Origin of the sequence: Shewanella fidelis ATCC BAA-318, from assembly GCF_000518605.1 — a bacterium.
GTDB classification, from domain to species: Bacteria; Pseudomonadota; Gammaproteobacteria; order Enterobacterales; family Shewanellaceae; genus Shewanella; species Shewanella fidelis.
On the sequence record NZ_JADX01000017.1, the window covers coordinates 34,482 to 57,753 of the forward strand.

At 42.4% G+C, this 23,272-nt stretch carries 20 protein-coding genes and 1 pseudogene; 11 read left to right on the forward strand and 10 right to left on the reverse strand.

Annotation, left to right across the window (positions count from 1 at the left end; genetic code table 11):
• The first annotated feature begins 101 nt into the window (after positions 1-101).
• Positions 102-410 carry an ATP-dependent Clp protease adapter ClpS gene (clpS, locus tag L884_RS0108345; protein ID WP_028767067.1) on the forward strand — a complete coding sequence of 103 codons (309 nt, stop codon included), beginning with the start codon at positions 102-104 and terminating at the stop codon, positions 408-410.
• A 38-nt stretch (positions 411-448) separates the two neighbouring features.
• A complete protein-coding gene (gene clpA, locus L884_RS0108350) occupies positions 449-2,707 on the forward strand; it encodes an ATP-dependent Clp protease ATP-binding subunit ClpA (protein WP_028767068.1) in 2,259 nt (752 codons plus the stop codon).
• A gap of 118 nt (positions 2,708-2,825) precedes the next feature.
• On the opposite strand, the gene infA is transcribed toward clpA, so the two are convergent.
• The 3 genes from infA to aat all read right to left on the reverse strand — a co-directional run bounded on the left by infA (position 2,826) and on the right by aat (position 4,583).
• Complete coding sequence (gene infA, locus L884_RS0108355) at positions 2,826-3,044, reverse strand: translation initiation factor IF-1 (RefSeq protein WP_005500725.1); 219 nt, start codon at positions 3,042-3,044, stop codon at positions 2,826-2,828.
• 119 nt (positions 3,045-3,163) lie between these two features.
• Positions 3,164-3,883: an arginyltransferase gene (locus tag L884_RS0108360; RefSeq protein ID WP_028767069.1), complete on the reverse strand. Its 720-nt coding sequence runs from the start codon at positions 3,881-3,883 to the stop codon at positions 3,164-3,166.
• A complete protein-coding gene (aat, locus tag L884_RS0108365; RefSeq protein ID WP_028767070.1) occupies positions 3,873-4,583 on the reverse strand; it encodes a leucyl/phenylalanyl-tRNA--protein transferase in 711 nt (236 codons plus the stop codon). Before aat ends, L884_RS0108360 begins: the two co-directional genes overlap by 11 nt.
• A gap of 54 nt (positions 4,584-4,637) precedes the next feature.
• Here aat and L884_RS0108370 point away from each other — a divergent pair, with 54 nt between their 5' ends.
• Positions 4,638-5,114 (forward strand): outer membrane lipoprotein, encoded by a 477-nt coding sequence (locus L884_RS0108370; RefSeq protein ID WP_028767071.1) that lies wholly within the window; start codon positions 4,638-4,640, stop codon positions 5,112-5,114.
• A 101-nt stretch (positions 5,115-5,215) separates the two neighbouring features.
• Here the strand turns inward: L884_RS0108370 and L884_RS0108375 are convergent, their stop codons facing one another.
• Positions 5,216-6,580: an aminotransferase-like domain-containing protein gene (locus tag L884_RS0108375; protein WP_028767072.1), complete on the reverse strand. Its 1,365-nt coding sequence runs from the start codon at positions 6,578-6,580 to the stop codon at positions 5,216-5,218.
• A gap of 155 nt (positions 6,581-6,735) precedes the next feature.
• Here L884_RS0108375 and L884_RS0108380 point away from each other — a divergent pair, with 155 nt between their 5' ends.
• Complete coding sequence (locus L884_RS0108380) at positions 6,736-7,341, forward strand: LysE family translocator (protein ID WP_028767073.1); 606 nt, start codon at positions 6,736-6,738, stop codon at positions 7,339-7,341.
• A 133-nt stretch (positions 7,342-7,474) separates the two neighbouring features.
• Here L884_RS0108380 and L884_RS0108385 read toward each other — a convergent pair whose 3' ends face one another.
• Positions 7,475-8,137, reverse strand: a complete 663-nt coding sequence (locus L884_RS0108385) for a glutathione S-transferase (protein WP_028767074.1) — start codon at positions 8,135-8,137, stop codon at positions 7,475-7,477.
• A 311-nt stretch (positions 8,138-8,448) separates the two neighbouring features.
• Here L884_RS0108385 and trhO point away from each other — a divergent pair, with 311 nt between their 5' ends.
• The 4 genes and pseudogenes from trhO to L884_RS21900 all read left to right on the forward strand — a co-directional run bounded on the left by trhO (position 8,449) and on the right by L884_RS21900 (position 12,870).
• Positions 8,449-9,432 carry an oxygen-dependent tRNA uridine(34) hydroxylase TrhO gene (gene trhO, locus L884_RS0108390; RefSeq protein ID WP_028767075.1) on the forward strand — a complete coding sequence of 328 codons (984 nt, stop codon included), beginning with the start codon at positions 8,449-8,451 and terminating at the stop codon, positions 9,430-9,432.
• Positions 9,433-9,586: 154 nt separating this feature from the next.
• Positions 9,587-10,957 (forward strand): molecular chaperone, encoded by a 1,371-nt coding sequence (gene yegD / locus L884_RS0108395; RefSeq protein ID WP_028767076.1) that lies wholly within the window; start codon positions 9,587-9,589, stop codon positions 10,955-10,957.
• Between the two features lie 82 nt (positions 10,958-11,039).
• The gene (locus L884_RS0108400) at positions 11,040-11,531 is read left to right on the forward strand and encodes a CreA family protein (RefSeq protein WP_028767077.1); all 492 of its coding nucleotides are present in this window, start codon (positions 11,040-11,042) and stop codon (positions 11,529-11,531) included.
• A gap of 133 nt (positions 11,532-11,664) precedes the next feature.
• A pseudogene (locus tag L884_RS21900) lies at positions 11,665-12,870 on the forward strand (IS3 family transposase).
• A 46-nt stretch (positions 12,871-12,916) separates the two neighbouring features.
• Here the strand turns inward: L884_RS21900 and L884_RS0108415 are convergent.
• From L884_RS0108415 to pdsR, 4 genes are all read right to left on the reverse strand, one after another.
• On the reverse strand, positions 12,917-13,492 hold the full coding sequence (locus L884_RS0108415) for a type II secretion system protein (protein ID WP_028767079.1): 576 nt from the start codon (positions 13,490-13,492) through the stop codon (positions 12,917-12,919).
• A 215-nt stretch (positions 13,493-13,707) separates the two neighbouring features.
• On the reverse strand, positions 13,708-14,892 hold the full coding sequence (locus tag L884_RS0108420; RefSeq protein WP_037410645.1) for a cystathionine beta-lyase: 1,185 nt from the start codon (positions 14,890-14,892) through the stop codon (positions 13,708-13,710).
• Positions 14,893-14,975: 83 nt separating this feature from the next.
• Positions 14,976-17,156 (reverse strand): proteobacterial dedicated sortase system histidine kinase, encoded by a 2,181-nt coding sequence (pdsS, locus tag L884_RS0108425; protein ID WP_028767081.1) that lies wholly within the window; start codon positions 17,154-17,156, stop codon positions 14,976-14,978.
• 51 nt (positions 17,157-17,207) lie between these two features.
• Positions 17,208-17,900, reverse strand: coding sequence for a proteobacterial dedicated sortase system response regulator (gene pdsR, locus L884_RS0108430; RefSeq protein ID WP_028767082.1), 693 nt, complete (start codon positions 17,898-17,900; stop codon positions 17,208-17,210).
• A 244-nt stretch (positions 17,901-18,144) separates the two neighbouring features.
• On the opposite strand from pdsR, the gene pdsO reads away from it, so the two are divergent.
• The 3 genes from pdsO to L884_RS0108450 all read left to right on the forward strand — a co-directional run bounded on the left by pdsO (position 18,145) and on the right by L884_RS0108450 (position 22,037).
• On the forward strand, positions 18,145-18,891 hold the full coding sequence (gene pdsO / locus L884_RS0108440; protein WP_028767083.1) for a sortase-associated OmpA-like protein PdsO: 747 nt from the start codon (positions 18,145-18,147) through the stop codon (positions 18,889-18,891).
• A 94-nt stretch (positions 18,892-18,985) separates the two neighbouring features.
• Positions 18,986-21,349, forward strand: coding sequence for a marine proteobacterial sortase target protein (locus tag L884_RS0108445; RefSeq protein WP_084221419.1), 2,364 nt, complete (start codon positions 18,986-18,988; stop codon positions 21,347-21,349).
• Positions 21,342-22,037: a class GN sortase gene (locus tag L884_RS0108450; RefSeq protein WP_028767085.1), complete on the forward strand. Its 696-nt coding sequence runs from the start codon at positions 21,342-21,344 to the stop codon at positions 22,035-22,037. The genes L884_RS0108445 and L884_RS0108450 overlap by 8 nt, the downstream gene beginning before the upstream one ends.
• Before the next feature lie 126 nt (positions 22,038-22,163).
• Here the strand turns inward: L884_RS0108450 and L884_RS0108455 are convergent, their stop codons facing one another.
• The gene (locus L884_RS0108455) at positions 22,164-23,183 is read right to left on the reverse strand and encodes a diguanylate cyclase domain-containing protein (RefSeq protein WP_028767086.1); all 1,020 of its coding nucleotides are present in this window, start codon (positions 23,181-23,183) and stop codon (positions 22,164-22,166) included.
• Positions 23,184-23,272 lie beyond the last annotated feature (89 nt).

Here is a 23,272-nt window from a genome sequence, read left to right on the forward strand (position 1 = left end):
ACAAGTCGTACCTGAGTATAATTTGATAGAATTTGGGCAACGAACGAACTGAGTAACATAATCAATTGGTACAAGCCAAGACTAGAGGCTAATATTGGAATATGAGTAGAACAGAAAATATTGAACATTTAGAAGAAAGTGTTGAGTCTGAGCTTAAACAGCCTTCTATGTATAAAGTGATTTTAAATAACGATGACTACACGCCAATGGATTTTGTCATCGAGATATTACAACTGTTCTTTCAAAAAGATGAGCAACAGGCAACTGAGATCATGTTGGCCATTCACCACAAAGGTAAAGGGATCTGTGGTATTTATCCATTTGGTATTGCTGAAACTAAGGTTGCACAAGTAAATCAATTTGCAAGACAAAACCAACATCCGTTACTGTGTTCATTAGAGGAGGCCTAATTGGGCTTCACTCTGTGTTATTTTTTTAGGGGGTGCTTATGTTAAATAAAGATCTTGAAGTCACCTTAAATCTGGCTTTTCAACAAGCCAGAGATGCACGTCATGAGTATATGACGGTAGAGCATCTGTTGTTGGCATTAATCGATAACCCTGCCGCACAAGAGGCGCTAGTTGCTTGCGGAGCAAATTTAGAGAAGCTAAAAAATGAAGTGTCGAGCTTCATTCAACAAACAACACCAATTATTTCCGATCCAGAAGATGACAAAGAAACTCAGCCTACGCTTGGTTTTCAGCGTGTTTTGCAAAGAGCTGTGTTTCATGTGCAGTCATCTGGCCGTAATGAAGTCACCGGCGCAAATGTTCTCGTTGCCATTTTTAGTGAGCAAGAGTCTCAAGCGGTCTATTTGCTACGTACTGGTGATGTCACCCGTCTAGATGTCGTTAATTTTATTTCCCACGGTTTTTCAAAGAATGACATTGATTCAGAAGGCGAACCTAATCGAATTGAAGACCAAACTGAAAGCGAAGAAGAGCGCAGCATTTTGTCGCAGTTTACTGCGAACCTCAATGAACTGGCAAAAAGTGGTAGCATTGATCCACTCATTGGCCGTAGTGAAGAGATCGAGCGTTCTATTCAAATTTTATGTCGCCGCCGTAAAAATAATCCGCTTTTAGTCGGTGAGGCCGGTGTAGGTAAAACGGCTATAGCAGAAGGTTTGGCGTATAGAATTGTAAAAGAAGAAGTGCCTGAAGTGATGAGTAAAGCAACAGTTTACTCGCTTGATTTAGGCGCCTTACTAGCTGGCACGAAATACCGTGGTGACTTTGAGAAACGTTTCAAAGGCTTGCTTAAAGAGTTGGCAAATGATGAGCATGCAATTTTATTTATTGATGAAATTCATACCATTATCGGCGCAGGCTCAGCCTCTGGCGGGGTGATGGACGCCTCTAACTTACTCAAACCGTTACTCTCAGGCGGTAAGCTTCGCTGTATGGGCTCAACGACCTTCCAAGAGTATCAAAGTATTTTTGAAAAAGATCGTGCGTTAGCGCGACGTTTCCAAAAAGTAGATATCAATGAGCCGTCTGTGGCTGAAACCACTAAAATCTTGCAGGGGCTTAAATCTAAGTACGAAGAGCATCACAATGTACGTTATACCCTGGCAGCCTTGAGTGTAGCGGCACGTTTGTCTGATAAGCATATTAACGACAGACATTTGCCAGATAAGGCGATTGATGTGATCGATGAAGCGGGCGCACGTATGGCGATGCAACCTGCAAGTAAACGTAAAAAGACTATTGGTCAGGCTGAAATCGAGTCGATTATCGCTAAGATGGCACGTATTCCTGAGAAGTCTGTATCGAGTTCAGATAGAGATTTACTTAAAAACCTAGAGCGCAACCTTAAAATGGTGGTGTTTGGGCAGGATCCTGCGATTGAGGGGCTTAGTTCTGCTATTCGTTTATCGAGAAGTGGTCTCGGGGGGGAAAATAAACCTGTTGGTAGCTTCTTGTTTGCTGGACCTACTGGTGTAGGTAAAACAGAGGTGACCAGTCAACTTGCCAAGTGCCTAAGCCTTAACCTTGTGCGTTTTGATATGTCTGAGTACATGGAAAGCCATACGGTGTCTCGCTTAATTGGTGCGCCGCCTGGTTATGTTGGTTACGATCAAGGTGGTTTGCTAACTGATGCAGTGATTAAAAACCCACACTGTGTCGTGCTGCTTGACGAGATAGAAAAAGCGCACCCTGATGTTTATAACTTGCTACTGCAAGTTATGGATCACGGTACATTGACTGATAATAACGGGCGTAAAGCGGACTTTAGGCATGTAACGTTAGTGATGACGACTAATGCCGGTGTACAAGAGACGATTCGTAAGTCGATTGGTTTTAAGCAACAAGATCATACACAAGATGCAATGTCGGAAATCAATAAGGTGTTTTCACCAGAGTTCCGTAACCGTCTTGATTCAATCATTTGGTTCAATCATCTTGATATGACTGTTATCGCTAAGGTCGTCGATAAGTTCTTGGTGGAACTGCAAGCACAGCTTGATGATAAGTCTGTAACGCTTGAAGTGACTGACGAGGCGAGAACCTTACTTGCCGAGAAAGGCTATGATAAGTCGATGGGCGCTCGCCCTATGGCGCGAGTCGTTACCGACTTGATCAAACGGCCATTAGCGGATGAGATCTTGTTTGGTAAGCTTGAAAAAGGCGGTATCGCTAAAATCGACGTTAAAGGTGATGAAATCACTATCACAACTGAATCGTTAGAAAAAGTGACACAATAGCCTAAAAATAAATGCCGCTGCCACAGGGCATTTATGTCATCATTTTGAAATGATAAATTTTAGACAACAAAAAGCCGGCATTGCCGGCTTTTTCATATACGTTATATAGGCTAATAACTTAGCGTGAACGGAAGACGATGCGTCCTTTGCTCAAATCGTAAGGTGTCAGCTGAACCGTTACCTTGTCACCCGTTAGAATACGGATGTAGTTTTTACGCATTTTTCCTGAAATATGTGCCGTTACTACGTGACCATTTTCAAGTTCTACACGAAACATTGTATTTGGCAAGGTTTCAAGGATTGTGCCTTGCATTTCAATGTTGTCTTCTTTCGCCATTAATCAGTTATCCTGTTAGCCTTCAAATAATAAAAACGGGCGTATCATGCCGCAAATTAGCCTTGCTGTAAAGCAAAGGTTGAGTATATACGCTATCTAGCGCTTAGTGGGTGATAAATTTATAAGTTTTTGCAGTTGATCTCTGTGACCCAGCCTGAGTTTGTCAAAATTTGATGTGGTCGATAGTCGCGTTTGTAATTCATTTTTCTCGATTCATCAATTTGATAGCCTAAATACAAAAAGTGCTTGTGCATCATTTTAGCAATTTGAGTCTGCAATAAAATGAGTAGGCTGCCTAACGAGCGTTTGTGATATTCAGGATCAAAGTAGCTGTAGATAGCAGACAAACTATGAGGCAATACGTCGGTTACTGCGACACCGATTAGTTTGTCTTCTAAACGTAGCTCAATAAACAGCGGTTGCATCCAGCTCGCAGTTGCAAAGCTGTCATATTGCTCTGGCGTGGCTGGGTACATAGGACCGTCGCCATGGCGAGTATTCACATAGCGTTCATAGAGTTGGTATTGTTGCTCGGTTTTATGATCAACAATTTTCCAATTTAAATCTTGGTTGTTTTTTAATGTTCTTTTTTGTCGCTTTGAAATGCTGAATTCATTAATAGCCAAGCGGATTGGCAGACAGGCACTACATTGTGGGCATTGTGGCTTGTATATCATGCTTCCGCTGCGTCTAAAGCCCAACGCCAGTAATTGTTCAAATAGTGCAGCATCGATAACATCCTCTTGTAGCACCATTAATTGTTCTTGCTTGGCGTCTAAATAACTACAAGGAAAGGTTTTGGTTCTACCGACTGCAAGTTGTCTTGTTTTAGAGTTCAATAAACACCTCGGATTTACACCAGCTATCAGGGTTAACCTCACCATCTCTCAAGTGGGTGAGTAACCTTAAAAAATCGTCTCGTTTTATCGATTTTGCGCCAAGGCTGTCTAAATGGGGGTTAACAACTTGCGCATCGATAAGCCTATAACCACAGCGCTGCAAATGTTGCTGTAATACGATCATAGCAGCTTTAGAGGCATTCGTTGTTCGATGGAACATGGATTCACCGCAAAAAACTTGGCCAATATTAATGCCGTATAGCCCGCCTATTAGCTCTTCTCCTTGCCAAACCTCCAGTGAATGAGCTCGCCCTTGTTGATGTAGTGCGTAGTAGGCTTGCTGGATTTCTTCAGATATCCAAGTACCATCTTGTTTAGCTCTAGGGGCGGCACAGCCCGCCATAACTGATTTAAATTGATGGTTAATGGTGTAGGTCCAGTCTTGCTTTTTTAAGTACTTAAGCAAACTGCGACTGATTTTCATGTTACCGGGAACAAATACAGCTCGTGGATCAGGAGACCACCACAAAATCGGATCGTCTAGGTTAAACCAAGGAAAAATACCATTGTAGTATGCGTTTAGTAGCCTTTCAGGTCTAAGGTCTCCGCCAACTGCTAGCAGACCATTGGGATCTCGTAATGCTTGTTCTGGCGGCGGGAAACCGTGCTGATCATGATTTAAATAAGACAGTGAGTTCACAATTGAGTAAGATTAATAAATATACTTATCCTTAAAGTTAGCGGAAAAAGTCTTATGTTGAAACCTTATCTTGTCGTGTTCACTGTCATCTGTTTAATTTTTAGTTCAAGTGCGCTTTATGCTAATTCTTATAATCGTAATCAAGCTGTTCCTGTCGAAAAGGTTGAGTTTGGACAAGTCAGCTCTGTACGTAATATTACTGAAAAACAGCTGGTTGAAGATCGTAACAGCGGTTGGAAAACCTTTGGTGGAGCATTAATTGGCGGTGTTATTGGCCATCAATTTGGCGGTGGTTCAGGCCAAGATGTCGCCACGGTTTTAGGTGCGTTGTTGGGGGCTGGAGTGGGCAATCGTTATGGTGATAGTTCCTATTATCAAGAGCTCAAATTAGTTGAGATGATGATTACGTTAGACTCTGGTGAGCAGGTTATGGTGATCCAAGATTTTGATCAAGGCATGATTTTTAATGTTAACGATGAGGTGCGTGTCGTCTATTTGCAAGGTTATGTCAGAGTCGATAGACAGATGTAAGTCAAATGATGAATAGGAAAATAAAGCTAAAACCGCTATTTAATAGCGGTTTTTTTCTGCCAGTAGAGCATAGCTGTTTATATTATCGACTGGCACATAAGCTAAACCACAGAGTAAGCTGATTGGCTTAACTCATTGATACAGGACTCTATTTTTTGCAGTTGTTGCAGAAAGATGGCGTCATCACCACAGCTACCAATACTTAAACGAATATGATTGTCGTGGTTATTAAAGTCATCTCCATTACGGATCAGCACGCCCTGTTGTGCAAGTGCTGTAACCACATGATGGGCTTTTAGCGGTAACTTGAGTTGCAACCAGCCGTTTAAACCACGCCAATTTTGTTTCAGTCCAAGTCGCTCCCCCATGGCGATACACTGTTGTTGACGCTTCGCTATTTGCTGTTCTCTATCTCCCATAAAGGCTTTGTTTTCGATAAGAATGCAGGCAAGTTCAGTATTTAAAGGCGAAACCATCCAACACTGACTGTATATGGCTTGTTTGATGGTTCTGATAAAGCGTTGCGGCACCAGTAAAAAACCTTGCCTTAAGCCTCCACAAAACAGTTTAGATAAACTAGAGATATAGATAACAGACTGTTTAGCAATAGGGGTTGCCTCTTGATCCATTGACCATAGTGGGCGACTTCGTTCATGGGGTAAGCAGTAATTGACATCATCTTCAATAATGACCACTTGATGTGCTTGTGACAACTTTAGGAGCGCTTGGCGTTGCTCGGCACTGTATTGAATGCAGGTTGGATTTTGGTTATTAGGGGTCAAATAGAGGGCTTTAGGCAGAAATTGACTCAGTTTTTCTTCAAGCTCGATCAGATCTAACCCGTCAGCGGTAAGTGATATTGGTACGACCTTGATCCCTAACTGTTCAGCGGCTACATGGATCCCCGGATAGCTATTTGACTCACAAAATAGTGTGTCACCAGCGACACATAAACCATTAAGTACGGCAAATATCCCTTGTTGCGCCCCATGGCTAAACACGAGTTGTTGTGGACTTTGTTCTATACCTCGGCGAACAAGCCACTGACTAAATGTTAGCTTATGCTCGTCAAGTGGTTCTGCATGATATTCCATTAATTGCGTTAGTCTTAAAGGTGACTTGGCCAATTGATTCATGGCATCACTTAACAAGTTAATTTGATCTGTGAGTGGCTGCTGGCAAGTCGCAAAGTTAGCTTGTTGATTAAGACTGACTGATTGAGTCGCTTTGACAAAAGTTCCTGCCCCAATTTTGGCGTATACGTAGCCTCGCTGCTCTAACAGCGCATAAGCACGAGTAATTGTACCTATGGTGACTCCAAGTTTGTCTGCAAGTTGTCGTTGTGGGGGCAGCTTACTGTTTGCTAATAGTTCACCAGAGTTTATGGCGGTTTCTGCTGCACTGGCTATCTGCTTATATTTGGCTTCGTTGTTGCTTTTTATATTTGGTGTCCAAATTGTACCCATGACAATAAAACCCTTGTGTCCACAAATTGTATAGTTAATATGCCCGTATTAATTCAATTGTGTCAAATATTGTACGCATACAATTTGATTCGATTACGGTTAATGTCAGCTTTGCTGATGTTGTTGGCAACGGGTATTAACAGGAGGAAAAGCAAATGGATGGAATATGGGCGCTAGTAGGTTCCGCAGCGATTTTTTGCGCAACCATGACAATGACCCCGGGGCCTAACAACATACTGTTGGCGACATCCGGCGCAAATTTTGGAGTAAAGCGTACGGTTCCACATCTTTTAGGTATTCGCCTAGGGCAAACCTTATTGCACATTGCTATTTTACTCGGCCTCGGTAGCGTGTTTGAATCTTGGCCTATGATGCATCAAGTGCTGCAAATATTATCTCTTGGGTATTTGCTGTATCTCGCTTTTAAAGTTATCACCATGCCTGTTCATAGTGAGCAACAGCTGGAACATCTTAGGCCTATGACCATAAAAGAGTCGGCACTGTTTCAATGGATTAATCCTAAATCATGGTTGGCGACAATCACTCTTTGCACTGCTTTTACCGTTGCTGGTGAAGCATATTGGTTTACCGCTTTGATGGGGGTTGCGGTATTTAATATTGTCGGTTTGCCTACATCGTTAACTTGGGTAGTACTGGGAGCCACAATTCGACGTAAACTCGATACGCCTCAAAGGCAGCAATATTTTAATTGGTGTATGGGAGGGCTGTTGTTAATCACTATTCCTTTGATTATTCATTAGAGTGTCAAATGACGGCAGATGAATGGCGATTACAATTGAAAACGACTTTGCGTAATGATTAGGGATAATGATAGCGAGCGTTTTATAACTAGCTTAAAAGCTGCGCCAGTATTTGACTACTGGCGATCATAAATCAAGCGCTACAGCGATTGCCAAACTTAAAGCTCTGGTTACTCTCGAGCCATGTTGGGTACTTTTTCATAATTGTCTTAAACTCACTGCTATTCAGATGAGTTGTTAACCAACGTTGTACGTTAGGGTAGTCTGCATTTTCAAACCAAGTTTTATCGACTCCGGCAAACTGCCTGATAAAAGGATAAATTGCGTAGTCAGCGATACTCGGACTATCAGTTAACAAGTGTTGGTTTTTATTCAATAAGCTTTCTAGTTGGGCAATAAACACTTCACCTTGCTGCCGGTAATATTGCTCCGACATCTCCGGATACCTATCTGCATATTTGTATTTATCTAACCAAGATTTAAAACTGCCATCATTGGTTTGGATCAGCGCCTTAGCAACTTCTTGTAACGCTGGTGTGCGTTGTAGCAATAAATCGGCGGGGTCGCTTTTAGCTAATGCCCAACACATGATCTCGATACTTTCTTCAATGACACTGCCGTCGGATAAAACTAATACTGGTACGGTGCCTTTGGGAGAGGCATCAAGCATGGCCTGTGGTTTATGTTTGAGAATGATTTCTCTTAAATCGACGCTTTCACCGGATAGTATGATGCCAAGTCTTGCTCGCATGGCATAAGGGCAACGTCTAAAAGAGTAAAGGATTGGCAAAGACATAGAGTGAGTATGTTGGGTAAGTTATGGCCAGTATTTTTAACTTTTACACATAAAATAACAATCTTTTATCATTTATCCGTACGTTAATTCATCAAAGGGCAAGTGAGCCCTTTGTATTTTGCTATAGAACAGAGAAGGCTCTGCCTAGCCAGCTGATGGTTAATTAAATAACCATACTTTTTGTGCCTGTTTGTCCAGGTGTGATTAATGTAACATTCGCGCTTTATTTGTGAGGTTGTTCGTGTTTTTTGTCTCGCAACCATAAGTATTAGCACTGGAGATTAAGCTCCAGCTAGCTGCAAGGGATGATTATGTCAAAAGTTGTTGTATGCGCCATGTATAAGTTTGTCACTTTAAATAAGTTTGAAAAGTTACAGGCACCTCTGCTTAAACTTATGCAAGAGAGCGAAATAAAGGGCACATTATTGCTTGCTCGAGAGGGAATTAATGGGACAGTTGCCGGCTCACAATCCGCTATTGAACACTTACTTGCTTGGCTAGATAAGCAACCTGGCTTAGACAATATCGTTTATAAATTGTCTTTTGACGATAACATGCCGTTTTACCGCACTAAAGTTAAGCTTAAAAAAGAAATTGTTACCATGGGAGTTGAGGGGATCGACCCGAATAAAGTTGTTGGCACTTATGTAAAACCTAAGGATTGGAACAAACTGATCTCAGATCCGGATGTATTGCTGGTCGACACCCGTAACGATTATGAGGTGCAAATTGGCACTTTTAAAAATGCAGTTGACCCTAAAACTGAAACTTTTAGAGAGTTTCCTGAGTACGTAAAAGAGAATCTCGATCCCGCTAAGCATAAAAAGGTCGCTATGTTTTGCACTGGCGGCATTCGTTGTGAAAAATCAACTGCCTACTTAAAGGAGCAGGGCTTTGATGAGGTGTACCATCTTGAAGGTGGGATCTTGAAATATCTTGAAGAGGTCGATCAACAAGAAAGCCTTTGGCAAGGTGAATGCTTTGTATTTGATAACCGAGTCGCTGTTAATCACGATTTAGAAAAGGGGCAATACGATCAATGTAATGCTTGCCGTATGCCAATTACTTCTGATGAAATGTCGCTTGCAAGTTACGTTCAAGGTGTGAGTTGTGTACATTGTATTGATAAAACTAGCGAGAAACAGCGCCAAAGGTTTATTGAGAGAGAGCGTCAGGTTCAGCTATCAAAGCAGCGCGGAGAAGCGCATATCGGTAGCGAAGTAAGCGGTGTTATTGAAGCGCGTCGAGCTAAAAAAGAGGCGTTAAAACAAACACAAAATAGTAAAAAAGCATAATAGCTACCATTAAGCTTAACCATAAAAGACTCAGGTTTATTCAAAAGCCATTTTAAAGCAGCCCTAGGCTGCTTTTAATTTTTAAAATCCGCTTTTGTCAGCGGACGGGCTGTGCTATTTTGCACGGCTTTTTTATGCGTTAAAGGATAAGGGAATGTTTGTAGGTTTTGATTACGGTAGTGCTAACTGCGCGATAGGTGTTATTGAAAACGGTGGCGTTCGTTTAGTTCCCTTATCTGGTGATTCTAAGTATATGAGCTCAACACTGTATGCGATGGATCGAGAACTGATAGCAGAAGCCGTGTTAAAGCAATTGCCGCAAGCTGAGCAGGCTGAATATGCGCGTTTACGTGCCTCGCAAATAAGCCGCGCCGCTGCCGCTCGCCGTGAATTAGACTTATTGCCAAATGAGCAAGCCGTTTTTGTCGGAGAACAAGCGATTGAAGCGTATCTAGATATGCCTGATGAAGGTTTTTATGTGCGTTCGCCAAAATCGTTTTTGGGTGCAACAGGGCTTCGAGATAATCAAATTGCTTTATTCGAAGATATCGTTACTTTGATGATGATGCACATCAAAAAGCAGGCTGAGAAGAGTTTTGCCGTAGCTGGAAATACCATTACTCATGCAGTGATTGGTCGACCGGTTAATTTTCAGGGCATAGGTGGCGAAGACAGTAATATTCAAGCAGAAGCGATTTTACGCTTAGCAGCCAAGCGTGCAGGTTTTACCGAAGTCGACTTTCTATTTGAGCCACTCGCGGCCGGAATGGATTATGAAGCGTCATTGCAAGAAGATATAACAGTACTTGTTGTCGATGTTGGCGGTGGTACGACGGACTGCTCAATGGTGAAAATGGGGCCTAGCCATATTGATAATCAAGATAGAAGCCAAGATTTCTTAGGCCACAGCGGTCAGCGCATTGGTGGTAATGACTTAGACATTGCGTTATCTATGGCAGCATTTATGCCGCACCTTGGGCTTGGTAGTTTAATGGTAAATAAATTGCCTGTACCAAGTAAGCCATTTTGGAATGCGGTTGCGGTTAATGATATCAGTGCCCAGCGAGACTTTAGCGCATTAGCTTCTAAAAAGCTGATCGAAGATTTAATTAAAGATGCACAGAGTCCTGAGCTTATAAAGCGTTTGCTAAAGGTGCAGAGAGAGCAGCTCGGCTATAAGCTGGTAAGAAGTGCTGAACAAAGTAAAATTGCACTGTCTGATACAGATAGTGTGGACACCCAGCTTGATTATATTGATACTGGCCTACATGCCAAGGTAAGTGATAGCGATTTTGAAAACGCGATTACTATGCCTTTATCAAAAGTTGAAGCATTAATGCGCGAAGCGTTAGCGCAGTCCGGCGTAATGCCTGATCGCATTTATGTGACCGGTGGTACAGCAAGAAGCCCTGCAATTTATAAACGTATTTCAGGTTTGTTCCCTGATATTCCAATTGTTGTTGGTGATCATTTTGGTAGTGTAACCGCTGGGTTAACGCGCTGGGCCCAAAGGGTCTTCGCGTAGCGCTTTACAAAGGTAAAGCCATAATCTGTGTGCAGTTCGCTTTATCTAGACAGGATAAATAAATCGTTTGTTAAGGATAGATATGACAGGATTAACTAGAAAACTACTTTCAGCTACTGGGTTGGCAATATTGCTATCTTTGGGGCTCAGTGGTTGCGGTGATGATGTTGGTAAAGTGAGCTTAGGGTTATTTACCACCAAAGATGTGATTATTGATGCGCGACATGATCCTAAAATACCAGGAGTGACTTGTCATATTAGTCGTATTGAAGCTGATTTAAGCCTTGCCGATCCATCAGATATGAGTATCTCTTGCCGACAAACTGGGCCGATAACCGCTGCCGAAATCGCGAATATTGATAAGAGTAAAAACGGTGAAGTGGTGTTTAAAGAGTCACTTAGCATTTTATTTAAGTCGTTAAAAGTCCGCCGAATTTATGATGCTGAGAATCAGACCTTGCTGTACTTGTCTTATTCAACGAAAGAGACCAATGGTAGCCATAAACATGCGTTATCAACGGTACCTCTTTATGGCACACAAGCTTGGATTGCTGGTGGGGTTACGGCTAACTAATTGTTATGTGTGCAAGTGTTGAGTGCTCAACTGAAATGTAAATAAAAAAGGGTGAATAGCAATCACCCTTTTTTATTACCTTGACCCATCCTAAATAACGTTGACACTTTTCAAACCTTTTTTGGAGAGTGTTATGAAATCAATAAATAAGCGAACTCAGAAAGATTACTCCCTTGTTTTTAAACTGGCTGTAGTGGACCAAGTAGAAAAGGGAGAGATGACCTATGCGCAAGCTCAAAACCATTATGGTATTCAAGGATGCTCTACCGTTTTAGTTTGGTTACGTAAGCATGGTCGGTTAGATTGGTCTAATGGCACACCGAAGTTTCTTTCAAAAGGTCGAACTATGACTAAAGTGAAAACTGAACTGACTCCTGAGCAGCGTATTAAAGCATTAGAAAAAGAATTAGAAGATACCAAAATCAAAGCAGAATTCTTTGAGGCCGTCGTTAACGTTTTAGAAAAAGACTATGAGGTTCGTATGGTAAAAAAGCCCAAAGGGAAATTGTTCAAGAAAAAGCCATCCTAAAGTTATCTGTTGCTCGAGCATGTCGATATTTAGGGATTTCACGTCAGGCGTATTATCAACAATGTCAGCGCCATAGCCGTCAGATATTGTTTGAGGAAAGCGTGATTCAGTTCGTTCAGTTTGAGAGAATGATTCAGCCGCGTATCGGTGCGAGAAAGTTGAAATACTTGATGCAAAACTGCGAGCTAAATATTGGCCGAGACAGGTTATTTAACTTACTTAGAGCGCATCGGTTATTGGTGCCAACAAGACGTGCTTATCACAAAACAACGAATAGTCATCACCGCTTTCACTGTCACCCTAATGTAGTTAAATCTGGGTTGAGTGTAACAAAGGTTGAGCAGTTGTGGGTGGCTGATATTACCTATCCTACCGACACATTCAGGGGAGACCTACGTCAGTCTAGTGACTGATGCATACTCACGGAAAATAGTGGGCTATCAAGTTGATGACAACATGAAGACGAACTCAGTTAAGCAGGCTTTTAGGCAGGCATTAAGAAATAGACAAAGCAGTGGTAACCTTATTCACCACTCAGATAGAGGTATACAGTATTGTTCTGCAGAGTATCAAGCATTACACCATAGGCACGGAGTAACATGCTCAATGACAGATGGCTATGACTGCTATCAAAATGCACTCGCAGAGCGGGTAAATGGAATACTTAAAAACGAATACTTGATTAGCAAACCAAATGACCTTGCAGATGCAAAAAGAATGGTTGCAGAGTCGGTAGCAATCTATAATCAACGAAGGCCACATATGGCTTTAAAATACAAAACTCCCGATGAGGTTCATAGAGCGTTTTGAACTGAAAAAAGTGTCAACCTATTTTAGGACTAGTCACCTGTACTCCTTAATCGTTAATGATTGAGGTAACAGTACCTGCTACAGAATCATAGACAATTTTCATCTCTGCTTGCCCACGGCTGCTTGTATCGCCTAAAGTACGCAGCACGAAGGTACACTGGGTTTGGCCGTCTGGGTTTATGTCAGCAGGGTGACGGTACGCTTGAAAATCACTGCCGTTATCAACGTTTGATAAAGACACGCTTGCAGGATCTTGCTGTAAGGTATTCCATAAATCAACGCAACCTTGTTCACCTTTACCGATGTTTTTAGGTTGCCCCATAGGTGAATTTTTATCTATTCCAAGTGGGTACCCGAAACTATTCATATCAAGTTCACCACCAGCAAAATCTGGCAGATCATTCATTGAATCATTGGCTCCGATTAATTGCCATTTGGTATGAGCAAAAGTCACTGACTGTTCCAGCGCTGCAGCTGTCGCTTGGACTCTTGCTAATTCACTATCCCGCTTCAGATCAATATATTTAGCGCTAGCAATCACAGCAAGAATAGCCAGTACAATAATAACAACCACAAGTTCTATTAGGGTGAAACCTCGTGATGAATCGGTTTTTTTGATCATAAGTTTATCGGTATATGTATAGATGCCTATAATCATAGAATATTTTGTCAAATAGCTAAAATAAACTTATGCCCTAACAAAGAGCAGATAATGTTGATGCTGAGAAGATTAGGGTTTTATTTAGTGAAACATCATAATATTGAGTTGTTATAAGATGGCTTAAATAAAAGCCAGCAGAGTATGCTGGCTTTTAATGGGTTAGTATTACTTGGCGCTTAACGTGCTTTGTTGAGCGCTAAGTTATAGCGCTCAAACGCAGCATCTAAATCTGCAATCAAATCATCAACATTTTCAAGTCCAATATGCAGACGGATCAGCGGTTTACTGCTATCCCATTTGGTTGCTGTGCGAAGCTTATCGATACCAAACACCCCTAAGATTAAACTTTCATAGCCACCCCAAGAGAAACCCATTTTAAAGTGTTGCATGTTTTCAACAAAGGCGGTTACTGAGCGAGCATCGCCTTGCTTTAAAACAAACGAGAATAAACCATTTGAGGCACTAAAGTCGCGTTTAAAAAACTCATGACCAGGACAAGATTCAAATGCAGGATGGCGTAGATGATCGACTTCTGGGCGCTTTGCCAGCCAGTTAGCCACCTTCAGCGCATTTTGTTCGTGCTGAGCTAAACGAATACCTAGGGTTCTGAGACCGCGGCTTGCAAGGTATACATCGTCAGGCGAGGTACATTGTCCTAGCAAGTAGCTATTTTCACGTAGCTGCTCCCAGTGCTTTTCATTAGCGGTGGCTGTGCCCATCATGACATCAGAGTGACCAACGATATATTTAGTTGCTGCTTGGATTGAAATATCAACGCCCATTGCAAATGGACGAGAGTTAATTGGTGACGCCCAAGTATTATCAAGCATAACCACGATATTGTGCTGGTGGGCGATGCGGCTGAGTGTTGGCACATCCTGCACTTCCATAGTGATTGAACCAGGAGACTCAAGAAATAACACTTTTGTATTGGGCTTTATAAGCGCTTCAATACCATCACCTATCATAGGATCATAGTAAGTGGTTTCGATGCCATAACCTGCGAGTAGCTTGTCACATAGATCACGTGTTGGTTCATAAGCACTGTCGACCATTAGTAGATGATCGCCAGCTTTTAAAAACGACAGCAAACTATTACTGATAGCAGCGCTGCCAGATGGATAAAGAGCGGTTCCTACGCCGCCTTCAAGCTCGGCAATTGCAGCCTGAAATGCAAAGTGTGTTGGACCGCCACGGCGACCGTAAAACATTTCGCCATTAGCCTTATTTTTAGCGGCAAAACGCATGTCTTCTATGGTATCGAATACCATGGTTGATGCTCGGTAAACCGGAGGGTTAATCACTCCTTGAGTCCACTTCTTTTCACGGCCAAGACTGACAATCTGCGTTTCTTTTTTCATTGGGCGTATTCCATCAGTTTTTAGTTTTAGCCATCTTAACATCTAAACGGCTAAAATAAAGTGTCAATTTATTCACTTTGTTATCAAGCTTCTTTGCTGAGCGGCAGCGTTATGCTGATCTGTACTCCATTAATGACACCAGCTTTATCTTCAGTATTTGTTGCATATATTTTGCCATGGTGGAATTGGCAAATAAGTCGGGCGATATAAAGACCTAAGCCTAAATGGGGTTTGTCTTGTGATTTTTGCGCTCGCACCGATACCATAGATTCAAAAATTTGTTCCGCCATGTTGTCGGGCAGGGCTGGGCCTTGGTTACTGATTGATAACTCTGCGAATTTACCTTTTGACTGTAATGAAACAGCAATAGGGCTGTGGTCATGGTTAAATTCTAACGCGTTAGCAATTAGCTTATCCATCAGCTGAGCAATATACTCAGGCACTCCTAAAACAGGGGTGGCACTTTGAGTAATGTCTAAGCTAAATTCCTGTGTTGGATAGGTCATTTGATAACCTTGCATACAGCCGCTAATCACCTTCTCTAACGGAAATACTGACGTTTCAGCATGGGATAAACTCTCTTCTAAACGGGTGGCTTCACTCATGTTATTAAGGATCATGTTGAGCCTATTGACGCCTTCTTGTGCACGATCAACATATTTACGGGTATCGGGATTAAGTTGTTGTAACCCAAGATGTTCCAACGATGAGCGTACGACTGCAACAGGTGTGCGCAATTCATGAGATAGTCTTGAAGACATATTCTCTAAATAATGAGTATATTGGCTTAAGCGACTGACGATGCTTGCAAAGCTACGCGATAAGTCCCCAATTTCATCTCGCACTTTTGAGCCTTGAATTTCATTTTTTATGCGACCTTGGCTGTCAATCGCTTGTTCAGCTTCGTCACGAAGTTTGCGAATACGGCTAGAGATATTTGAAGCAAAGAAAAACAGCGCTAATGTGCCCATGCTCATTACGGTTAAAATCACATTGAACAGCTTTTCTAGCGCTTTATTGCGTAGGGTTCGAATGCCGTGGGTCGTTTCTTCAGCGATCACTACACCCATCACCTTATCGTCGATCCAGATTGGGCTTGCGGCAGCGAGCACCACAGCTTTGCTGTCAGGAGTGAGACGCCAAGTCGAGCCTTGTTGACCTTTTAGTGCTTTAGTAATGTGACTTCCCTCAAGCACTGTTGAGTCTTGCAATGAGTCGATAAAGTCCTTTGCCGGAGTGGTTAAGATTTTATAATACAGCGGGTGCAGGTACTCTCGTTTGAATTTTCCCCAGCCTGAATCATCGTCCTTTTCCATTAGTGAGCGTGACCACACGCTATTATCTGAACGAATATCGCCTGATTTGGCTAGTACTCGGCCGTGCTTATCAACGACCCAAATTCTCGAGCTATTGTGGCTCATGCCTTTAATGATACTTTCGATTTCTGGAGAGGGGACCAGAACAGTACCAAGCTTACTTACATCGTCGATAGCTGAGGTACCGACAACGGCATCGAGGGCACGGCTATTAGGGTTATTGACGTCATAGACAGCAAAGCCTAGTTTACTGCCTACCATATTGAGCGGGATCCGTAACTCAACATTGTAGCCTTGTTTGCTCTTAGTCCATTTACCTTGAATTTTGACCTCGGGAGTCACTGGTGTGGTTAATGCGGGATCTTCTGGTAGTTCAAACGCGCTGATCCAACCATCTTTTGTTGTGGCAATAATGTAGCGCCGAAATTGGCCATCAGGTGCAAGCGTCGCGATGGCAATATGATCGTTTCTATCAATACTTAAACTATTTTTACCACGGTAAACTACGTGGGGATCACGCACTTCGAAAAATGCATAAAGATAACCCGCATATTTGCCGACCATATGGGTAAAACTAAGATTGAGAGGCAGATCCTCGTCACGTTTGTAGATCTGATAATCAGCACCATAATTAAGCGTACGATGGCGGTAACTGCTCCAGTCCCCCAGTTTACCATCTAGCTGAATAGGTCCAGATAGCGGATAAGCATAGAGATCGCGACCCTTTTCAACTTGAGTTAAGAAGCTAGCCTGACTATCAAATAACTTAGGCCGTTCATGTAATGCTGTGGCTAGCGCTTGAGTGGTACCCTCAAGCGTTTTCTCTTGTCCATGACGCAGGTACTTTTCCATCTCCCATACATATTGGTAGCCTAACCAAGGTAGGCATAACAGGAATAGTGACAATACTGCGACTTTGGTACGCAGACCAATTGGCAAATTAAACATGGTGTTACAAGTACCTAATTCATCGCCCAATTTTATAACTGGGCGCTGTTATTAACTGTGAGAGTCCCAGCGATAACCCATGCCGTATACCGTGTCGATACAGTCAAAGTTGGGATCTTGGGCGATAAATTTCTTTCGAATGCGCTTTACATGAGAGGTAATTGTTGAGTCATCAACAAAGATCTTGGCTTCTTGCATAAGTTCTTGACGCTGACGTACGTGGCCAGGACGTTTGGCAAGTGCATGAACCATCCAAAACTCTGTAACAGTGAGTTCGATCTGTACATTATTCCAAAACACCTGCATTCGATTGACATCGATTGTTAGCAAGCCGTGTTCGACCAAATGGCTTTCATCAATGGTGACATTTTTTAGATCAGAGCGTCTAAATAAGGCGGCTAGTCGAGCAATGAGATGAGGGAAACTAACATCTTTACTTAAGTAATCATCAGCGCCAAGGCGTAAGCCGCATACAGTATCAAAGTCGCTATCTCGTGCGGTTAAAAAGATAATCGGTAATGTGCTCGACATCGCTCGTAATGACTGACAAAGAGTAAAACCGCCATCAATCTCATTTTCAAGGCCAATATCAATAATTGCCAGATCGGGTAGGCGTGTATTAAAAGCTTGCATTGCTTGTGGGCGATTTGCATAAGCTTGCACGCAGTAACCTTGCTGTTGTAGCACCTCTTTATAGTTCTCTCTAATTGCTGCTTCATCTTCAACTATTGCAATACGTTTCATGGTGTCTTTATTTGGGTTTAACTGTCTAATTGATTGTGACTATACAGGAAAATGACTTGGTTTGAAGTCACAAGCAGTGATTGCCATATTGTTGCCACAATTGAACTGCAAATCGCCATTTTTGCTCCCCTTAAAAGCCATTTCGATCCGTTTTAATAGCCCCATCGAAACCATAACGCTTAACAAATTAATTTAACGAGCGGTTTTTAATCATCGAATAGAACAAACACCTAAGGGGAACATTATGAAAAAGCAACTTATCTCTACTCTTGTTATCGGCGCATTAGTATTTTCAACTCAGGCCAGCGCAGAACAAAGTGTTGTGTCTGAACGTAATAACAATGAAGAATTAATCGGCCTTACATCAGGAATTGTACTTGGCGCAGTGGTCGGTGGGCCTGTTGGTGCCATTGTTGGTGCATTTACTGGAACCTTAGTGGGGAAATCTGTCGGTGATGATGATGAACTGCAAATGCAGCAAGCCATGCTAGATGAAAAACAGCAGCAATTAACGGCATTGAATCAGCAAAATGAATCATTGGTTGAATTGTCTGAGCAATATGAACAAGCGCAGCAACAATTAACCAGTTTGAAAATGGCACAGGAGCAAAAGTTAACTGAATTAGCTTTAGGTTTAAACGTCCAGTTTAAAACGGGTTCATCAACCATAGAGCCGCACTTTCAAAGCCAATTAAATGATATTGCTTATGCCATGTCTTTATCACCTGAGTTAACCCTTGATTTAACTGGATACGCTGACCGTCGTGGAGACGGTGATTATAACCAAGCTCTATCTGAGCAGCGTGTCGCTGAAGTAAAAAACTATTTGGTAGCCCAAGGTGTTGATGAAGAGCGCTTACATAAACAAGCCTTTGGTGACTCTTCTCCATTAATGGCGGAGCAAAGTTTTGAAAATGATTTCTTTGATCGCCGTGTGACGCTGAAGCTGCAGAATCAAGCTGGCTCACTTGCAGCAATTTCAGCGAAGTAAATGGATGACTCGAGTGAACTTGCTATGTCTGTTAATGAGCAACCGGTGAGTTCACTTGAAACCCGCTTTGGGTTGGCAAGGATAAGGAATAAAAATGGCAGGCTATTTTACTATCAACTCTACGCCTATTGTACTGGAGTATTTGCAGCAAGCAGTTGCAGACATAAAGCAGAAATTGGCAGGGTTTAGCAAACTCAAAATCACGGCAAAATTTACTTTTTCAGTAGCGATTACAGTGCTATCCCATAATGCGCTTGCGTTAACAACGACAGAGGGAGGAGCAATAGATTCGATCACTCAGGGCACTTTGGTTTTTGCTAACCAGCGTGGTGAGCTCTCTTTGGCATTACCGATGAAAACAGAAGTGAATATGCAAGTCTCAGGCTGGACTAATCGTGTTGCAGTTCGTCACCAGTTTACTAATAACTCAACAGAGTGGGTTAATGGGCAGTATTTATTTCCATTGCCAAATGAAGCTGCTGTCGATCAACTAAAGCTACATATTGGCGACAGGATAATCGAAGGGCAGATCCAACCGAAAGCAAAAGCGAAGGCGATATACAATCAAGCTAAATCTCAAGGTAAACAAGCTAGCTTACTTGAACAACGGCGTGCAAATATTTTTAGCGCCAAGGTGGCTAATTTAGCACCGGGACAAACCTTGGTTGTAGAGCTGACTTATCAAGAAACACTCAGTTATCGTGATGGCGAGTTTAGTTTACGTTTTCCGATGGTTGTTGCTCCCCGCTATGCACCAACTGCAGAACCAGTTTCTCAACCTGCACTAAATAGCCAGCGTACAGAGAATCCACAGAGTTTAGCTCAAGAAATTATGACCAGAATTAAACCACAAGAGGTGGCACAGTATTACCAGTTACAGCACGGCAACAGGCATACGTTAGCTGAACCAAACTCATTAGCAACAGAATCAAGCTTATTGTCAGCTAAGGCACTTCATCAAAGTGTTAGCCCCCTTGTTACCGAAGGCAGTGTCCGTGATAGCAATCTGGTGTCTATTAAGGTTAAGTTTGATAGCGCTATGGCAGTAGAGCACATTGTTAGTCCTTACCATGAGGTAAATATCAATATGGTTGACGATGCTGCTGCACTGGTCAGTTTGCAAAGCGATGCGGTTGCAAATCGTGACTTTGTGCTAACTTGGAAACCTGTACAAGGTAATGAACCACTCGCCGCTGTGTTTTCTCAACAAGGTAAAACTCATCAAACAAAGACTCAAACTAATCACGTTACTGAGATGGATAAGCGTGTTTCCAGAAACGCTGAACATTATGCGTTGGTGATGTTAATGCCGCCTCAAGCAGGTGTTGAACAAAGCAGCATTATTGCAAGAGAGCTTATTTTAGTTATAGATACCTCAGGCTCTATGTCTGGAGATGCCATTGAGCAAGCAAAGTCGGCAATTAAGCAGGCTTTGGCTGGCTTAAGGCCGCAAGATAGCTTCAACATTTTGCAGTTTAATTCTAGGGTGTCTAAATGGTCTAAGCACGCAATGCCTGCTACTGCCAATAATATTGGCAGTGCTCAAAATTATATTAATCACTTGCATGCAGATGGTGGCACAGAGATGTCGCTTGCCTTGGATGCAGCGCTAAAGCAGCCACAGAAAAGCGATTTCAACCATTCGCACACTATTAGGCAAGTGTTATTTATTACCGATGGAGCTGTTGCAAATGAGTCTGCGCTGTTTCAACAAATAGCGGATCAGTTAGCCGATAGTCGATTATTCACGATAGGTATTGGTTCTGCGCCTAATGCACACTTTATGCAGCGAGCGGCAGAGCTGGGACGCGGAACATACACTTATATAGGTAAAATGGATGAAGTAAACCATAAAGTGGTAAAGCTGCTTGAAAAGATAGAGAAGCCGCAAGTAACAGATGTGGATCTTAGATTTAGTGATGGTAGCGTGCCAGATTATTGGCCAGTCAATATTCCAGATCTTTATGCCGACGAGCCTGTTTTAGTTGCTGTTCGCATTCCAAGTTATGTTAGCAATGATTTAATGATAGAAGGGCAGTTAGCCGGTAACTTTTGGCAGCGACAGTTAGCGCTAACGAAAAGCGAAGGTGCTAAAGGGTTAGATTTAGTTTGGGCGCGTAAGCAGATAGCAGCATTAGAGTTGACTAAGCAGAGTGCCAATAAAGCGCGCATTGAGAAGCAAATTACGGCAATAGCGATGAATTTTCACATTATGAGTGCGTATACCAGTTTGGTGGCAGTTGATGTTACGCCAGTGAGGCCACAAGGTTTACCTGCGATTGATGCGAATGTAGAGCAACATTTACCTCACGGCTGGCACAGAAATCTAATTGGACTTAAGCAAACCTTGCCGCAAACAGGAACCAATAGTTATGTATTACTGATTTTTGGCAGCATGCTGTTGTTATTGGCACTGTTATACCGTTTGTCGTTTGTTAGAGCTAACGCTGATGAGTAACGTTAGCGGATCTTATTGCCAGTGGAATAGGCGCCAATACACTCGTAAAAGTAGCAAGCTTGCCACTGCTGGTGGCAGGAAGCGCCGCTTACATAGAACTTGTTGTTGGTTGCTATTGTTAGGCGGCGCGCTATTAATTGCACAAGGTGGATATATGCAAGCTAAAGCACATTTTGCACAGTTTTTAATTCAGCAAGCGTGGCTGAAAACGCTACAGGATAGGCAACCCCACAAACCATGGTCATGGGCGGATACACACCCCGTTGCTAAGATGGATTTCCTCGAGGGAAATATGAGTGACGTTGCTCTGGAACATCAGCCCGTTAATGGCGATAGTTTATATGTTCTCGCTGGTGCGTCAGGTCGAAATCTGGCATTTGGACCGGCACAAATGCTATCGTCGGCAAATATCAATACCCGCGGAAATACGGTTATTGCCGGCCATAGGGATACCCATTTCTCTCGGCTTGAAGCTATTAAGTTAGGTCAACTTATTCGTTTGCAAAATGCCACAGGAAAAACGCTCGTGTACAAAGTAACCAAAGCTGAAGTGGTCCATGAATCAGATATGAGCGTGACAGAAGATAGCGGGGAAAGTGTATTAACACTGGTGACGTGTTATCCCTTTGGGGCGCAGTTTGCAGGAGGTGAGCAGCGCTTTGTTGTGCAAGCGACACCAATTAACTAAAGTGGCTTAGTTGAGTTGAATGTTATGGTCATGAATGACTAAAGCTTAATCTGCTGAATTGATGCGGCATCAATACAGCAGATTTAGTTTAGGCCAATTTGCTACTTCAATTTAATAGTGAATTGGCTAAATTGGCATAACACGATTGCGGCCTAGCCGTTTAGCTTCATAAAGTTGTTTATCTGCACGTTCAATTAACGAGCTGTCACTGTCATTTGTTTTATATTCAGCAACACCAAATGAAGCCGTTATCTTATTGATTGTGGTGCCTTTACGTTTATCTTTTAACAGTAGCTTCTCTAAGCTTCTGCGCATGGACTCAGCAAGGTGGCGTGCGCGTCTTATTTCAGATTTTGCTACGATTAAGGCGAACTCCTCACCGCCAAAACGATAGAGTTTGGTACCATCTTGGCAAGACTCTTCTAATCGTTTACTGACACTTTTGAGTACATGATCACCTAATTGATGGCCGTATGTATCGTTAAAGACTTTAAAATGATCGATATCCGCAATAATCAAACACAGGCCATCGGGCTGTTGTTCAACCATAGCTTTGAGATCGTTGTTAAATGCTCGGCGGTTTAATGAGTTAGTTAATGCATCAAACAGCATTTCGTGTTCCGATTGCTTTAACTGATGTTTCAAACTGTCGATTTCAGCTTGTGCCTTGGCTAACTGCTCTGAAAAGTGTTTTGCACTTGCTCTGATCTCGTTAGAATCTTGAACTAAGTTTTTTACGACGCTGAGCACTTCTTCAATAGTAAAACCGTCATTTTCGATTTTATGAAGTTTGGTATAACTTTTGTCTATTTTATGTTGGAACTGATCTGCATCGAAATTGGTATCTTTTAGCGATTGCGAAAGCTCGGTGACCATAGCATCGAGATTCTGGCGCATATCGACCAGATCAAGCTCAACGGGATCAGATAAAAACTCGCGATAAAGTCGCTCACTTTGGCTAGGCGGGCAAGTACTGTACTGGCTAACAACGTTATCTAAGTGTTGGTTTAGTGATGGACTTTTCTCGCCAACATAGGCATACCAAAGTGCATAGTTGGTTGGTGTAGTAGGTATTTGATGCTTGAGCATTAAGGGAATTGCTTTCTTTAACTTAGCCGCAGATTCCTTTAGCAGTGGACTCGCCATTGTTATCCTTTATCTACATATCTTTACTGAGCGTATTTATGCAAAGGGCTTTGCTTACGCTATTTATATAATGATTGCATTCTATTATG

Excerpts from the sequence above, each read along its gene's own strand:
- clpS (WP_028767067.1), top strand. The coding sequence starts at position 102 with ATGAGTAGAACAGAAAATATTGAACATTTAGAAGAAAGTGTTGAGTCT.
- clpA (WP_028767068.1), top strand. The coding sequence starts at position 449 with ATGTTAAATAAAGATCTTGAAGTCACCTTAAATCTGGCTTTTCAACAA.
- infA (WP_005500725.1), bottom strand. The coding sequence starts at position 3,044 with ATGGCGAAAGAAGACAACATTGAAATGCAAGGCACAATCCTTGAAACC.
- L884_RS0108370 (WP_028767071.1), top strand. The coding sequence starts at position 4,638 with ATGTTGAAACCTTATCTTGTCGTGTTCACTGTCATCTGTTTAATTTTT.
- L884_RS0108375 (WP_028767072.1), bottom strand. The coding sequence starts at position 6,580 with ATGGGTACAATTTGGACACCAAATATAAAAAGCAACAACGAAGCCAAA.
- L884_RS0108380 (WP_028767073.1), top strand. The coding sequence starts at position 6,736 with ATGGATGGAATATGGGCGCTAGTAGGTTCCGCAGCGATTTTTTGCGCA.
- L884_RS0108385 (WP_028767074.1), bottom strand. The coding sequence starts at position 8,137 with ATGTCTTTGCCAATCCTTTACTCTTTTAGACGTTGCCCTTATGCCATG.
- trhO (WP_028767075.1), top strand. The coding sequence starts at position 8,449 with ATGTCAAAAGTTGTTGTATGCGCCATGTATAAGTTTGTCACTTTAAAT.
- yegD (WP_028767076.1), top strand. The coding sequence starts at position 9,587 with ATGTTTGTAGGTTTTGATTACGGTAGTGCTAACTGCGCGATAGGTGTT.
- L884_RS0108400 (WP_028767077.1), top strand. The coding sequence starts at position 11,040 with ATGACAGGATTAACTAGAAAACTACTTTCAGCTACTGGGTTGGCAATA.
- L884_RS0108415 (WP_028767079.1), bottom strand. The coding sequence starts at position 13,492 with ATGATCAAAAAAACCGATTCATCACGAGGTTTCACCCTAATAGAACTT.
- L884_RS0108420 (WP_037410645.1), bottom strand. The coding sequence starts at position 14,892 with ATGAAAAAAGAAACGCAGATTGTCAGTCTTGGCCGTGAAAAGAAGTGG.
- pdsS (WP_028767081.1), bottom strand. The coding sequence starts at position 17,156 with ATGTTTAATTTGCCAATTGGTCTGCGTACCAAAGTCGCAGTATTGTCA.
- pdsR (WP_028767082.1), bottom strand. The coding sequence starts at position 17,900 with ATGAAACGTATTGCAATAGTTGAAGATGAAGCAGCAATTAGAGAGAAC.
- pdsO (WP_028767083.1), top strand. The coding sequence starts at position 18,145 with ATGAAAAAGCAACTTATCTCTACTCTTGTTATCGGCGCATTAGTATTT.
- L884_RS0108445 (WP_084221419.1), top strand. The coding sequence starts at position 18,986 with ATGGCAGGCTATTTTACTATCAACTCTACGCCTATTGTACTGGAGTAT.
- L884_RS0108450 (WP_028767085.1), top strand. The coding sequence starts at position 21,342 with ATGAGTAACGTTAGCGGATCTTATTGCCAGTGGAATAGGCGCCAATAC.
- L884_RS0108455 (WP_028767086.1), bottom strand. The coding sequence starts at position 23,183 with ATGGCGAGTCCACTGCTAAAGGAATCTGCGGCTAAGTTAAAGAAAGCA.